At 23.3% G+C, this 14,030-nt stretch carries 17 protein-coding genes and 1 pseudogene; 17 read left to right on the top strand and 1 reads right to left on the bottom strand.

Annotation, left to right across the window (positions count from 1 at the left end; genetic code table 11):
* The first annotated feature begins 7 nt into the window (after positions 1 to 7).
* From gatE to QW117_00425, 16 genes and pseudogenes are all read left to right on the top strand, one after another.
* Complete coding sequence (gatE, locus tag QW117_00500; protein MEM3405443.1) at positions 8 to 1,462, top strand: Glu-tRNA(Gln) amidotransferase subunit GatE; 1,455 nt, start codon at positions 8 to 10, stop codon at positions 1,460 to 1,462.
* Position 1,463: 1 nt separating this feature from the next.
* Positions 1,464 to 2,384 carry an NAD-dependent epimerase/dehydratase family protein gene (locus QW117_00495; protein MEM3405442.1) on the top strand — a complete coding sequence of 307 codons (921 nt, stop codon included), beginning with the start codon at positions 1,464 to 1,466 and terminating at the stop codon, positions 2,382 to 2,384.
* Positions 2,385 to 2,506: 122 nt separating this feature from the next.
* Positions 2,507 to 2,671: pseudogene (locus QW117_00490) on the top strand (CxxC-x17-CxxC domain-containing protein).
* A 216-nt stretch (positions 2,672 to 2,887) separates the two neighbouring features.
* A complete protein-coding gene (gene aspS / locus QW117_00485; GenBank protein ID MEM3405441.1) occupies positions 2,888 to 4,165 on the top strand; it encodes an aspartate--tRNA(Asn) ligase in 1,278 nt (425 codons plus the stop codon).
* Positions 4,166 to 4,214: 49 nt separating this feature from the next.
* Entirely contained in the window at positions 4,215 to 5,276 is a 1,062-nt protein-coding gene (locus tag QW117_00480) for a tRNA guanosine(34) transglycosylase Tgt (protein ID MEM3405440.1), read from the top strand.
* A gap of 177 nt (positions 5,277 to 5,453) precedes the next feature.
* A complete protein-coding gene (locus tag QW117_00475) occupies positions 5,454 to 5,621 on the top strand; it encodes a hypothetical protein (protein ID MEM3405439.1) in 168 nt (55 codons plus the stop codon).
* Positions 5,622 to 5,696: 75 nt separating this feature from the next.
* A complete protein-coding gene (locus tag QW117_00470; protein MEM3405438.1) occupies positions 5,697 to 5,942 on the top strand; it encodes a hypothetical protein in 246 nt (81 codons plus the stop codon).
* Entirely contained in the window at positions 5,939 to 7,237 is a 1,299-nt protein-coding gene (gatA, locus tag QW117_00465) for an Asp-tRNA(Asn)/Glu-tRNA(Gln) amidotransferase subunit GatA (GenBank protein MEM3405437.1), read from the top strand. Before QW117_00470 ends, gatA begins: the two co-directional genes overlap by 4 nt.
* 9 nt (positions 7,238 to 7,246) lie before the next feature.
* Complete coding sequence (locus QW117_00460) at positions 7,247 to 7,384, top strand: hypothetical protein (GenBank protein MEM3405436.1); 138 nt, start codon at positions 7,247 to 7,249, stop codon at positions 7,382 to 7,384.
* A 104-nt stretch (positions 7,385 to 7,488) separates the two neighbouring features.
* Positions 7,489 to 7,773, top strand: a complete 285-nt coding sequence (locus QW117_00455) for an AAA family ATPase (protein MEM3405435.1) — start codon at positions 7,489 to 7,491, stop codon at positions 7,771 to 7,773.
* 55 nt (positions 7,774 to 7,828) lie between these two features.
* A complete protein-coding gene (locus QW117_00450; protein ID MEM3405434.1) occupies positions 7,829 to 8,437 on the top strand; it encodes a winged helix-turn-helix domain-containing protein in 609 nt (202 codons plus the stop codon).
* A gap of 50 nt (positions 8,438 to 8,487) precedes the next feature.
* Positions 8,488 to 9,210 carry an SIMPL domain-containing protein gene (locus QW117_00445; GenBank protein ID MEM3405433.1) on the top strand — a complete coding sequence of 241 codons (723 nt, stop codon included), beginning with the start codon at positions 8,488 to 8,490 and terminating at the stop codon, positions 9,208 to 9,210.
* A gap of 220 nt (positions 9,211 to 9,430) precedes the next feature.
* Entirely contained in the window at positions 9,431 to 9,682 is a 252-nt protein-coding gene (locus tag QW117_00440; GenBank protein ID MEM3405432.1) for a hypothetical protein, read from the top strand.
* Positions 9,672 to 10,850 (top strand): peptidase U32 family protein, encoded by a 1,179-nt coding sequence (locus tag QW117_00435; GenBank protein ID MEM3405431.1) that lies wholly within the window; start codon positions 9,672 to 9,674, stop codon positions 10,848 to 10,850. The genes QW117_00440 and QW117_00435 overlap by 11 nt, the downstream gene beginning before the upstream one ends.
* A gap of 30 nt (positions 10,851 to 10,880) precedes the next feature.
* Entirely contained in the window at positions 10,881 to 11,525 is a 645-nt protein-coding gene (locus QW117_00430; GenBank protein ID MEM3405430.1) for an MBL fold metallo-hydrolase, read from the top strand.
* Between the two features lie 10 nt (positions 11,526 to 11,535).
* Positions 11,536 to 12,399 (top strand): RsmD family RNA methyltransferase, encoded by an 864-nt coding sequence (locus QW117_00425; protein ID MEM3405429.1) that lies wholly within the window; start codon positions 11,536 to 11,538, stop codon positions 12,397 to 12,399.
* Here the strand turns inward: QW117_00425 and QW117_00420 are convergent.
* Positions 12,373 to 13,416 carry an alanine racemase gene (locus QW117_00420; protein MEM3405428.1) on the bottom strand — a complete coding sequence of 348 codons (1,044 nt, stop codon included), beginning with the start codon at positions 13,414 to 13,416 and terminating at the stop codon, positions 12,373 to 12,375. The two genes, QW117_00425 and QW117_00420, sit on opposite strands and share 27 nt — an antisense overlap.
* A gap of 50 nt (positions 13,417 to 13,466) precedes the next feature.
* On the opposite strand from QW117_00420, the gene QW117_00415 reads away from it, so the two are divergent.
* Positions 13,467 to 14,030 carry a tRNA wybutosine-synthesizing 3 family protein gene (locus tag QW117_00415; protein ID MEM3405427.1) on the top strand — a complete coding sequence of 188 codons (564 nt, stop codon included), beginning with the start codon at positions 13,467 to 13,469 and terminating at the stop codon, positions 14,028 to 14,030.

Raw genomic sequence — 14,030 nt, 5'->3', positions numbered from 1 at the left:
TAAGATTATGATGAAAAAAGAAGAAATAAAAAAGGATTTTGATCTTAGATGTGGTTTAGAAATACACCAACAATTAGATACTAATAAATTATTTTGTAATTGTCCTTCTATATTAAGACAAGATGTCCCTAATTATACAATAAAAAGAAAATTACATTTAGTTGCGGGAGAAGAAGGAGAAGTAGATATTGCTGCGAAACACGAATCTATGAAAGAAAAATCATTTATTTATGAATGTTATTATTATAATGTTTGTTTAGTAGATTTAGATGAAGAGCCTCCAAGAGAAATAAATCAAGAAGCATTAAAGATAGCATTACAAATTTCTTTATTATTAAATTGCGAAATTTTACAAAATACTCAAATAATGCGAAAAATTGTTATAGATGGAAGTAATGTCAGTGGTTTTCAAAGAACAGTTTTGATTGCTAAAAATGGATATGTTGATACAGATTTCGGAAAAGTTAGAATTGCTAAAGTAATTTTAGAAGAAGATGCTGCAAGAATAATAAAAGAAGAAAAAAATTATAGAATTTACAGATTAGACAGATTAGGAATTCCATTAGTTGAAATAACAACATATCCGGACATAAAAAATGCACAACAAGCAAAACAAGTTGCTTTAAAGATAGGAGAAATTTTAAGGGCTTGTAAAGTAAAGAGAGGTTTAGGAACTATAAGACAAGATATTAATATGTCGGTTAATGTCGATGGAAAACAAGGAGCTCGGATAGAAATTAAGGGAGTTCAAGAACCAGATTTAATAGAAAAAACAATTTTAAGAGAAATAGAAAGACAAAAAAAATTAATAAGAGAAAATAAAAGTAAAGAAGAAGTAAAAAAAGCATTAAAAGATGGAACAACAGAATTTTTAAGGCCTTTACCAGGAGCATCGAGAATGTATCCTGAAACAGATTTACCTTTGTTACATATTTCTAGAGACTTTATAAATAAAATAAAAGAAAATCTTCCTAAATTAAAATCCGAGATAAAATCTGAATTAGAAAAAAAAGGACTTCATAAAGAATTAATTAAAGAACTTCTGGAGGAAAAAAGGATAGAAGATTTTGAAGAATTATTAGCAGTATATAATAATCCTGAACTTATAGCAAAAATGTTAACTGTATGGAGAAAAGAAATAGAAAAAAAAACAAATAAATCTACAAAAATTTTGACTTTAGATGTATTAGAAACAATCATTCAAGCTTTGCAATCAAAAAAAATTAATGAGAGTGATGTTAAAATTATCATGGAAGAGATTGTTTTAGGGAAAAGTGTTAATGAAGCATTAAAGAGAGAAAAGATAGAAAATATAGAAGAGGAAATATTAAAAATAATTAAAGAAAAGCCAGGATTAACTATAAATGCTTATATGGGATTAGTAATGAGTAAATTTAAAGGAAAAATAAATGGAAAAGAAGCTTATGAAATTATTAAAACTTTATTAAATAAAAAAAGTTAAAATGAAGATAATTGTTACTGGAGGTGCAGGTTTTATTGGAAGTCATATCGTAGACTCTTATATAAAACTTGGTTATGATGTTATTGTAATTGACAATTTGTCTAGTGGAGATAAAAAAAATATAAATAAGAAAGCAAAATTTTACAAAGCAGATATCTGTGATGAAGAAGAAATAAAGAAAATTTTCAAAAAAGAAAAACCAGATATTGTAAATCATCATGCAGCTCAAAAAGATATTAATTTCTCTATTTCTAATCCTTTAGAAGATGCTAAGATTAATATTTTAGGAAGCATAAATATAATAAAAAATTCATTTAAACAAAATGTAAAAAAAATAATTTATGCTAGTTCTTCTGCATGCTACGGAAATATACAAAAGAAATACTTACCTATAAAAGAATCTTATGAAGTTTATCCAATTAATCAGTACGGATTAAGTAAATATATAGTAGAATTATACTTGGAAATGTATAATAAAGAAAGCGGGTTAGATTTTGTTTCTTTAAGATATAGTAATGTTTACGGGCCAAGACAAAAAGGAGGAGAAGCAGGTGTTATTCCTATTTTTATAAATAAAATGTTAAAAAATGAAAGACCTATTATTTTTGGAGATGGTAATCAAACTAGAGATTTTATATATGTTGATGATGTAGTGAGAGCAAATATTATTGCTTTAAAAAAGACACCATCTCATATTTATAATATTTCAACTTCAAATCAAACATCTATAAAAAAATTGTTTTATGTTATAGCAAAAGAATTAAATTTTAAACAAGAACCAATTTTTAAAGATGCATTACCTAGGGAAGTTAAATATTCTTCTTTAAGCTATAAAAAAGCTAAAAAAGAATTAAACTGGGAACCAAAAATAAGTTTAGAAGAAGGAATAAAAAAAACAATTGGATGGTTTAAAAGAAATTAAAAATCTATAAAATAAACATATAGATTTATAAATACAAATATTTACAAATTTTAGAATATAAGAATCGTTTTTGCGATTTCTTATATATAATAAAGTAAAAGTTTATGTAAGGAGGTTTAATAATGGCATACGAAAATAGAAGAAGGAGAAGAGGTTTTAGAAGATTTAACGGGCCTAGACAAATGCATAAAATAACATGTAGCGATTGTGGTAAAGAAGGCGAAGTTCCTTTTAAACCAAGAGAAGGAACACCTGTTTATTGTAAAGATTGTTTTATGAAAAGAAAAGGGATAACTCCTAAAGAAGTAGAAAAATCCCAAGAATCTAACGAAGAAGAAACAGAAGAAGATGATGAAGATTTAGAAGAAATTGAAGAAGAAAGCGAAGAATTTGAATAAAATTTAGATTGTATAAAAAAGAATAAAAATAACACAAAAAATAATTTTTAAATTTTTATTTTTTTAGTTATATTTTTAAATATTTATTTCTTTAAAGATTTTAAAATGGAAAGATCTTATATAGAAAATGTTTTGAAAGGAAAAGAAAAAAAATATAAAATTTATGGCTGGGTACATGATATTAGAGATTTAGGAAAAATAAAATTCTTAATCTTAAGAGATATAACTGGAATAATACAAATAACTGCTATAAAAGGAATAACAAAAGATAATATTTTTGATTCTATAGATAAGGTTCCAAGAGAATCTGTTGTGAGTATAGAAGGAAAAGCAGTAAAAAATTCGCAAGCACCAGGAGGAACAGAGATTAATCCAGAAAAATTTGAGATTATAAGCAAAGCACAGCATCCTTTACCAATAGATGTTTCTGATTTTAGTAAAACAGAATTACCAAAAAGATTAGATTATAGATTTTTAGATTTCCACAGAAGAAAAACACAAGCTATATTTAAAATACAGACAGAAATAGCTTTTTCTTTTAGAGAATTTTTTTATAAAAAAGGTTTTATTGAAATACAGAATCCTTGTATTATAGGTGTTGCAAGTGAAGGTGGAACAGAATTATTTCCTGTTCAATATTTTGAAAAAAAAGCTTATCTTGCTCAATCACCACAATTATACAAACAAATGCTTGCTTGCAGTATGGAAAAAACCTTTACAATCACTCCTGTTTTTAGAGCAGAAAAACATAATACAACAAGACATATTAATGAGATAAGACAAATGGATATAGAGATGGCTTTTGCAGACCAAATGACAATAATGAAAGAATTAGAAGAATGTATTATATACATAGTAAAAAATATTTTAAAAAAATGTAAAAAAGAATTAGAGTTTCTTGATATTAATTTAAAAGTTCCAAAAGGAGTTTATTTAAGTTATGATGAGGCAATAGAAAAAATTAATGGTAAGTATGAAGAAGATTTTACACCAGAACAAGAAAAAAAATTATGCGATCTCTATAAAGATAATATAGTTTTTGTTCATTCTTGGCCATCTTCTTTGAAACCATTTTATATCATGCCAAAAAATGCAGATCCTAAATCTAAATATAGCGAAGGTTTTGATGCTTTATACAAAGGTATAGAAATAAGCTCTGGCGGGCAAAGAATTCATATACCAGAATTATTAATAGAAAGAATAAAAGAAAAAGGATTAAATCCTAAGAATTTTAAAGATTACATAGACAGTTTTAGATATGGAGCTCCACCACATGCTGGTTGGAGTATTGGTTTAGAAAGATTAACTCAAGTTATTTGTAATTTGGACAACATAAAAGAAGCAACAATGTTTCCAAGAGATAGAGATAGACTTACACCATAATTATAAATAAGAATTTTATTATAAAAGATTAAATTTCTTAATAAGAAAGATGAAAATTCTAAATTTAAATAACAAGAGATTTAAATTACCAATTTTTCTTCCAGATGCTACATTAGGTAAAATAAAATATTTAACATCAAGAGATTTAAAAAAATCCGGAACAGAAGGAGTTGTAGTAAATATCTTTCATCTTTTAAAAAATAATTTAATTAAAAAAATAAAAAGAGAAGGAATCCACGAATATATGAAATTTAATGGTTTGATTATTTCTGATTCTGGCGGGTTTCAAATAATGAGTTTATTACATAAGAATCCTAATTTAGGGAAAATAGAAAAAGATAAAGTTATTTTTTTTATTGATAAAAAAAGAATAATTTTAACTCCAGAAGAATGTATAAGATTACAAATAAAAATAAAAAGTGATATTATTATGTGTTTAGATGAATGTACTTATCCATCTTATAATTATAAAAAACAAAAAGAATCTGTTGAAAGAACTATTTTTTGGGCAAGAAAATGTAAAAAAGAATTTGAAAAAATAACAAAGAACAAAAAAGAAAGGCCATTATTATTTGCAATAATTCAAGGTGGTAATAACAAAAAATTAAGAAAATTTTGTGCAGAAGAATTAATAAAAATAGGTTTTGACGGATATGCTTATGGGGGATTTCCTATAAAAAAAGGAAAATTAATGACAGAAATGTTAGAATACGTTTCTAAATTGATACCTAATAACAAAATAAAATATGCAATGGGTATTGGAAAGCCGCAAGATATTATAGAATGTAGAAAAATTGGATACGATCTTTTTGATTGTGTTATTCCAACTCGAGATGCAAGACATAAAAGATTATTTGTTTTCACAAAAAAACCAAATAAAAAAAATTTACTTAATTCTTTCGAAACAATAAATATAAGAAAAAAATATTGTAATCAAAAAAAGATATCTAAGTATTGTGATTGTGAATTATGTAAAAAATATACAAGGAAAAATTTTATAAATCTTTTTAAAAACGATAAAGAAGAAGCTTTTAGATTAGCAACATTACATAATTTAACTTTTTATTCTTCTTTAACTAAAATATTAAAGAAAAAATATATTAAATATTAAAATAGAAGAAAAAGCAATATTTTATAAAAATATAGAAGAATTAGGCATCTTAAAAAATGCAGAAGAAATAAGAGAAGCAAGAAGAAGATATAAAAAATATACTGGAAAATCTTATAAGAAATAATATAAGAAACAATAAAACAATAAATTTATATACCCTTAAATTTCTTTATGAGAATGGCAAAGGATATAAAAAATGAAGATTTAGATGAACTTGAAGAAGATGACGAAGATTTAGAAGAAATTGAAGAAGAAAGCGAAGAATTTGATGAAGATTTAGATGAACTTGAAGAAGATGACGAAGATTTAGAAGAAATTGAAGAAGAAAGCGAAGAATTTGAATAAGATCTTTAAATATTTTATTTTCTTTTTTATTTTTTATTTACTAATATTTTTAAACTCTTTTTTTCTTTTTATATTATGTTAAGTGAAGAAGAAAAAGAAAATATAAAAAAAGAAGCAAAAAATATAATAGATAAGTTTTCTAAAGTTTTAGATTCTGTAAATGAAAATATAGAAGATTTTTTTATTGAAAGAGAAAAGGATAGGAGAAAAGAAAGTGAAAGTGAGAATTATTTGGATTTAGATTTTAGAAATACTTTTTTTGAAAATGCTCCAAACAAAAATAATAATTTTTTAATAGCTGAAAAGAAAAAATGGGAATAACAGAAGAAAAATTAAGATTCTATTTAAAAAATATAGAAAGAAATAATAAAAAAGGGAAAAAAATAAATGCAATATTGCATCTTAATGAGAATGCAGAAAAAGAAGCAAAAATAATAGATGAAAAAATAAAAAAGGGTGAAGCTGGAAAATTAGCTGGAAAAATAATTTCTGTAAAAAGTAATATTCATGTTAAAGGGATGATTTGTAATTGTGCTTCTAGAACTTTAGAGAATTATAAAGCACCTTATGATGCAACAGTAATAAAAAAACTAAAAGAAGAAGACGGATTAATTATAGGAATGTGTAATATGGACGAATTTGCTTGTGGTTCTTCAGGAGAAACTTCTGCTTTTGGAGTTTGTAAAAATCCTACTGCTCTTGATTTAATTCCTGGTGGTTCTTCTTCTGGAAGTGCAGCTAGTGTTGCTGCTGATTTTTGTGATATCTCTTTAGGAAGTGATACTGGAGGAAGTGTAAGAAATCCGGCTTCTCATTGCGGTGTTATTGGAGTTAAACCTACTTATGGTTTAGTAAGCAGATATGGTTTAATTGACTTAAGCATGAGCTTAGATCAAATTTCTCCAATAACTAAAAATATAGAAGATGCGATATTAATTTTAAATGTAATAAAAGGAAAAGACGAAAAAGATCCAATAACTTATGAATCTGAAGAAATAAAATTTATAGAATTAAATAAGATAAAAATAGCTTTTTTAGAAATGAAATGTGATGAAAGAATATACAATTTTGTTTTGAATAAAGTTATGAATATATGTGAAAAAGAAAATTTTATATTTAATAAAATAAAGCCAACTTATATTGATTTAGCTGTTCAAACATATTACCCTATATGTTATGTTGAATTTTTTTCTGCTACAAGAAAATTTGATGGAAGAAGATTTGGTAAAAGGATAGAAGATTCTTGCGGAAAAGAAGTTTTAAGAAGAATTTTAGGTGGGCAAGAAATATGCCAAGCAGAATATAAAGGAAAATATTATAGGCAAGCATTAAAAGTTAAACAACTAATAAAAAAAGAATTTGATAAAATATTTATTAATTATGATGCAATTGTTTTACCAACAGTTCCAAAACTGCCACATAAAATAGGAACTAAACTTTCTGTAGAAGAAATGTATTCTTACGATTCTTTTACAATTCCAGCTAATTTAGCAGAAATTCCCTCAATTTCAATTCCGATAGGGAAAATAAATAATATCCCTATAGGATTACAAATAATGTGCAAAAGATTTGATGAAAGTAAAATGTTTTCTATAGCAAATAAATTTATTGAATAAATTAATAAAATGAAAAAATCAATTAAAAATAAACTGTATGTTATATCAGATGGCCTTGGTTCAGGAAAAACTTCAGTGATAAAAAAACTTTCTAAAAAATATAAAACTGCAGAAGAAGCTGCTAAAATTATTATAAAAAAAGTTTAATGGTAAAAATATAAAAGAAATTAATTCGAGAATATTACAAAAAGAAATTTTTATATTACAAGAACAATAAATAAAAAAATAAAAAGTAAGGATAAAATCATTTTTTGGATAGGGGTTTTGGAGATACATTAGGTTATTATTTATATCATAAAATAAAAATACCTAAAATTTTTTTTAAAAAATCAAAAAAAATAAGATATGAAAAAATTTTCTTTTTAGATCCTTTAAAAATATATAAAAAAGATAAAATAAAAAAAGAAGAAGAAAAAGAAGCAAAAGAAATAGCAAAATGTATATTAAAAGCTTATAAAATATTAAGATATAAAATAATTAAAGTACCTTTTATTTCTATAAAAGATAGAGCAAGTTTTATTGAAAAAAGACTTTAAATTAAATTGAACCTATAACTAAATTTATAAATTATAAAATAATATAAATAAAAAAATGTCAGAATCTACTTACCTTTTAGCGGATTTAAATGACGAGCAAGCAGAGATTTTAGGTAATGTTATTGCTAATAAAACTTCAAGAAAAATCTTAAATTTGTTATCAAAAAGAGATTTAGCAATATCGGATATAGCGAAGGAATTAAATTTACCAATCTCTACAATAAGTTATAATATTAAGAAATTATCTGAATCTAATTTAGTAAAAATAAAAGATTATTATTGGAGCGAAAAAGGAAATAAAATGCCTATTTACTCATTAACTAAAAAATTAATTTTAATCTCTCCAGAGAAAAAGAAGATAAAAAGAAAAAAAATAAGAGATTTAATTTCTGTTTTTTTTATTAGTTTTGGTATATCTGTTGCTATAAAACTTATATATCCAAGAGCAACTTTTAAATTTAGAGAATCCGCTGTTGAAAAATCTTCAGAGTTATTAAAAAAAGGAGTAGAAGAAGCTTCTTCTATTGCAATAAAAACAACAGAAAATATGCCTTTATTATATTCTTTAGTTAAGGAAGCAACTAATTATGCCCTCTTCTTTTTTGCAGGTGCATTATTAGCAATTTTACTTTATCTGTTTTTTAGTAGAAAAGATTCAAATTAAATTGAACTTAAGAAAAAGTTTAAATATTTAATAAAAAATATAATAAAAAAATGAAAAAAGAAATAAATTATACAGCAATAATAATAACTTTAATCTTAGTTGTAGGTTTATTTTTTATTATGTCCCCCTTTAATAAAAGAGAATTAAATACAATAACTACACAAGGAAACTATAATATAAAAGTTTTTCCTGACAGTGCTGTTGTTTCTATTTTCATAAAAACAAACTCTTTTTCTGCAGAAGAAGCAAAAAACAAAAATTCTGAAGTTTATTCTAAGATACTAGAAGAATTAAAAATGATTGGATTTAAAGAGGGAGAAATACAAACAGAGAACTATAATATATATGAAGATTATGAGTGGAATTATGGAAATAGAAAATTCAAAGGTTATGTTGTTTCTCATTATGTTAAAATAGAAACAAAAGATTTTGATAAAATAGGTGAAATAATAGATGTTGGTATCAATAACGGAGCTTTAATTAATTATATAAATTTTGAATTATCTCCAGAAAAACAGAACGAATATAAAACAAAAGTTTTAGAAGAAGCAACAAAAGATGCTAAAATAAAAGCAGAATCTATTGCTTCTGGTTTAGGTAAAAAAATAAAGGGTATAGTTTCTGTAACTACAAATGATTATTATTACTATCCTTACAGATTTTATGAATATTCAGAAAATTTAGAAAGCTCATCAATAAAAGAAATTTCTACAAAAATAGAACCACAAAACTTAGAAATTAGTGCTGTAGTTACAGCTGTTTTTAAAGTTTAATTGGGTTATCTTAGTTTAGGTAATAAAAAATTAATAAAAATTTTTGATAAATTTTTATATTTTTTAATTCTAAAGAAACAGGAATAGTTAAATTTTTAAATTATACTTTTTTTCTTTTTTAATGAAAAAAGTACAATTAAGTTTATTTATTATACTTGAATTAGCGCTAATTGTGCTTTTATTATAAAACAAAATTCTAAAAAAATTTTTCTTAAATTCTATGGAAAAAAATTATTGTGATATAATTAAAATAAAAGAAAAAGAAATAGAAAGAATAGTTTTTAGTGTTAATAGTACTTATTACACTACAAAAATTAAATGGCCAGGAATAAACCCTATTGTAATATTGAATAACGAAAAAGAAAATTTATTATTCATAATTTATGATAATGAAATAAAAATATGTAATCCAAATAATAATAATTCTTTAATCTTAAAAAAACAATTAGAAGATATATTAAATGAAGAATAAAAAATATGAGCTAGTTGCTCCAGCCGGAGATGTTGCAAGTTTTATTGCAGCTTATAAAGCAGGAGCAGATGCTATTTACTTTGGTTTAAAAGAATTCAATATGAGATATAATGCAGAAAATTTTTCTTTAAAAGATTTAGAAGAAATTCAAAAATATCCTGTAAAAAAATACTTGACTTTAAATACAATAATTTTTGATAATGAGTTAAAAAGAATAGAAAATATAATAAAAAAAGTAAAAAATAAGATTGATGCAATTATCTGTTGGGATTTTGCAGTTATTAATTTATGTAAAAAGTATAATATACCTTTTCATATATCAACTCAAGCTTCTGTAGCAAATAGCGAAGCAACAAAATTTTACAAAAAATTAGGAGCAAAAAGAATTGTTTTAGCCCGCGAGCTTAATTTAAAACAAATAAAAAAAATTTCTAAAATAATAGAAATAGAATGTTTTATTCATGGTGCAATGTGTATTTCAGAAAGTGGAAGATGTTTTACTTCTCAATTTTTACATGGAAAAAGTGCAAATAGGGGCCAGTGTTTACAGCCATGTAGAAGGGAGTATAAAGTTATAGATGAGCAAGGTAATGAATTAAAATTAAAAAATAATTTTGTTATGTCTGCTAAAGATTTATGTACCTTACCATTTTTTGAAAAATTAAAAAAAGCTGGAATTAAAGCATTTAAAATAGAAGGAAGAAATAGAGACATAGATTATGTAGATACAGTTGTTAGGGTTTATAGAGAAGCTATAGATAAAAATTTAGATGAAAAAAGAAAATTAGAACTAATGAAAGAATTAGAAAAAGTTTATAATAGAAAGTTTTCTTCTGGATTTTATCTTGGTTTACCAACAGCAGACGATTTTACTAATATTAAAGGAAGTAATACTTCACAAACAAAAAAAATTATAGGTAGAATAGAAAATTATTTAACAAATAAAAAAGTAGCAATTATAAAATTATTTAGTGATAAATTACAATTAGGTGATGAAATATTAATAGAAGGAAGAAAAACAGGACTTGTAAGATTAAAAATAACAAGTATGCAACAAAATAAGAAAGATATAAATAATGTAAAAAAAGGAGAAATTTTTGCAATTTTGTGTGAGGAAAAAGTTAGAAAAAATGATTCTGTTTTTAAGATAATTGACAAAAATAGATAATCTTTTAAACTTTAAAATTATTTTTTATTAATGTTATATAATAATATAGAAATAGAATGGTTAGGTCACGCTTCTATTTACCTAAAATATAAAAATAAAATAATTTACATAGATCCATATATTTTGAAAGCAGAAAAAGAAAAAGCCGATATTATTCTAATAACCCATAATCATTATGATCATTGTTCTATTGCAGATATCAAGAAAATAGTAAAAAAAGAAACTACAATAATCATTCCACCAGATTGCCAATCTTCAATAAACAAAATAAATATAGAAATTTCTACGAAAATATTAGAGCCAAAATCTTCTATAAAAATAGATGATATAAAAATTTTAGCATTCCCTTCTTATAATATAAATAAGCCTTATCATCCAAAAGAAGAAAATTGGAATGGTTATATTATTGATATTAATGGTACAATAATTTATCACGCAGGTGATTCCGACTTAATAAAAGAAATGGAAAATTTAAAAGAGAAGATAGATATTGCTTTTTTACCTGTGGGAGGAGTTTATACAATGAATGCAAAAGAAGCAGCAGAAGCAGCAAATATAATAAAACCCAAGTTAGCAATTCCTATACATTATGGAAGTATTATTGGAGCAGAAAAAGATGCTTTAGATTTTGTTAAATTATGTAAAGAAAAAAATATTAATTCTTTAATTTTATAAAAAAGATAAAATGTCTTTTAAAGATTTATTGAAAAATTCTTTAAAAAACAAATTAAATGAAAAAGAATTAGAGAATTTACCTTCGGGTTATCAGGCTTTAAATAATATATGCATAGTTAATTTAAATAAAAAAGTTTTAAGGTATAAAAAAGAGATTGGAAAAAAAATTTTAGAATTGTTTCCGCGTTTTATAGCAGTATATAACAAAAAAGATGTCATAAAAGGAGTTTTTAGAAAGCCACAATTAGAGTTTTTAGCAGGAAATAAAAAAATTAAAGAAGTAAAAATAATTGAAAATAATTGCATTTATTGTTTTGATTTTAAAAAAATAATGTTTGCTAAAGGAAACATAAATGAAAGAATTAGAATTGCTAAATGTGTTAACACGGAAGAAATTATTGTTGATATGTTTGCAGGAATTGGATATTTTTCTATTCCAATTGGAAAATTTTCTTATGCAAAAAAAATATATTCTATAGAATTAAATCCGCTATCTTTTAAATATTTAAAGAAAAATATAGAATTAAATAAAATAAAAAATATTGAGCCAATTTTTGGAGATAATAGAAAGATAATAAAAAAATTAAAAAAAGAAAATATTTTAGTAGATAGGATAATAATGGGTTACCTGCCACCACCAAAAAAGTTTTTTAAATATGCTCTATTAATAATAAAAAATAAAGGAATAATACATTATGAAACTCTTCTTAATAAAAAAAATTTAAAAAGAGAAATAGAAAAAAATTTAAAAGAATTGAAAGAAATTGCTTTAAAAAAAAATAAGAAAGTCGAATTAATAAAAGTGAATTATGTTAAAAGTTATAAGCCTCATATTAATCATTATACTTTAGATATTCAAGTTTTTAATATTTAGGATTTTAGGTTTTTTATAAATTATATCCCAAGAAAGATTATAACAATAAGCTCCAACATTTTCTACTTTTAAAATGTCTCCTTCTTTCAAATTTCCTTCATAAAATCCTAAAATATCGTTTGAGAAAAGTAATGGTCCTGCTAAAATATATACCTCTTTTTTTTCTTTTTCATCTTTTTTACTTAATTTAGAAAAGATATATTTTGATAAAGTTATCTTTGGCAATAAGTTTATTCCAGAATCTAATATAGCATATTTTTTTCTGAAGTTTTCTTTAATCAAAACTACTTTTGTTAAAAGAAAAAAAGAATCTGCAACTAAATATCTTCCAGGTTCCAATATTATAGTACAATTAAATTTTGATAAATTTTTTTTTATTATTTCTATATAATTTTCTAATTTTAAATTTAGGTTTTTTAATTGAAATTTATCAGGTAAGCCGCCACCAATATCTATGTATCTTATTTTTATTCTTAAATTTTCTATAATTTCTGATAATTTTTTTATATATTCTTCATATTCTTTTATTTTTAATTGTGTTCCAGCATGACAATGTATACATATAGTATTCATATTTTTTAATCTAGCATACTCTATTGCTTTTTTTAATGATTCTTTTTCAAAGCCAAATTTAGTTTCTTTAAGAGAAACCCTTATACCTACATTTAATTTCTTATTTTTAGAAATCTTATACAACTTGTTAATTTCAGAAAAAGAATCTACATTAATCAAAAAATTATTTTTTATTGCAAATTTTAATTCTTCTTCTTTTTTAGCACATCCATTAAAAATAACAAATCTTTTTAAAGAAATTTTTTTTGCTTCTTCTAGTGAAGCAACTTCAAAATCACAATTCAACTTATCTAAGGTTTTTATAACTCCTTTATAAGAATTTGTTTTTACAGAATATGCTATTTTAAAATTTTTTAAATTTTTTTTACATATATCATATAGTTCTTTGTAATTTTTTTTTAATATTCTTTCATCAAAAACAAAAACAGGAGTTCCTATTCTCATAATTTTTAATAAAAAATAAAGTATAAAAAGTTTTATTTTTATTTTTATTTATGAGCTGGGAAAAAATTAAGAAAAATCAATTAAGAAAGAAAGATAATTCTAGTATAGGTAAAATAGATAAAAAAATAAAAAAATTATGTGAAAAAATAAATAAACAAGAGAATTATTATACAACTTCAAGCTGTTCTGGTAGAATTGTTTTAATTAAAAAAGAAGAGAAAAAGAAACCGAATTTATTTTTATTTAGAAAACACGAAGAAATTGATTATAATTATTTTGTCAAGGTATTAGATGAATTAAAAAATAAAAAAATAAAAGGAATAATATATTTTAAACAAGAACCTTGTGTTTTAGCTGTTGCATGTAAAACTTTAGAGGATGCTAAAAATTTAATTAATAAAGCGAAATTTTGTGGTTGGAAAAATTCTGGAATGATAGCCGGAAAGAAAAGATTTATTTGTGAGTTAAGAAGTACAGAAAAAATAGAGTTACCAATAATTGGGAATGGAGAAATTCTTTTTAGTGAAAAATATTTAAAAATTTTAATTAAAGAAGCAAATGAAAAACTTAAAAAAACTTGGGAGAAAATAAATAAATTAGAGAGGCTATTTTAA

The sequence above is a fragment of the Candidatus Pacearchaeota archaeon genome, from assembly GCA_038874355.1.
Classification (GTDB): Archaea; Nanobdellota; Nanobdellia; order Pacearchaeales; family GW2011-AR1; genus JAVZCO01.
This window is presented reverse-complemented; position numbering and strand designations above follow the sequence as displayed.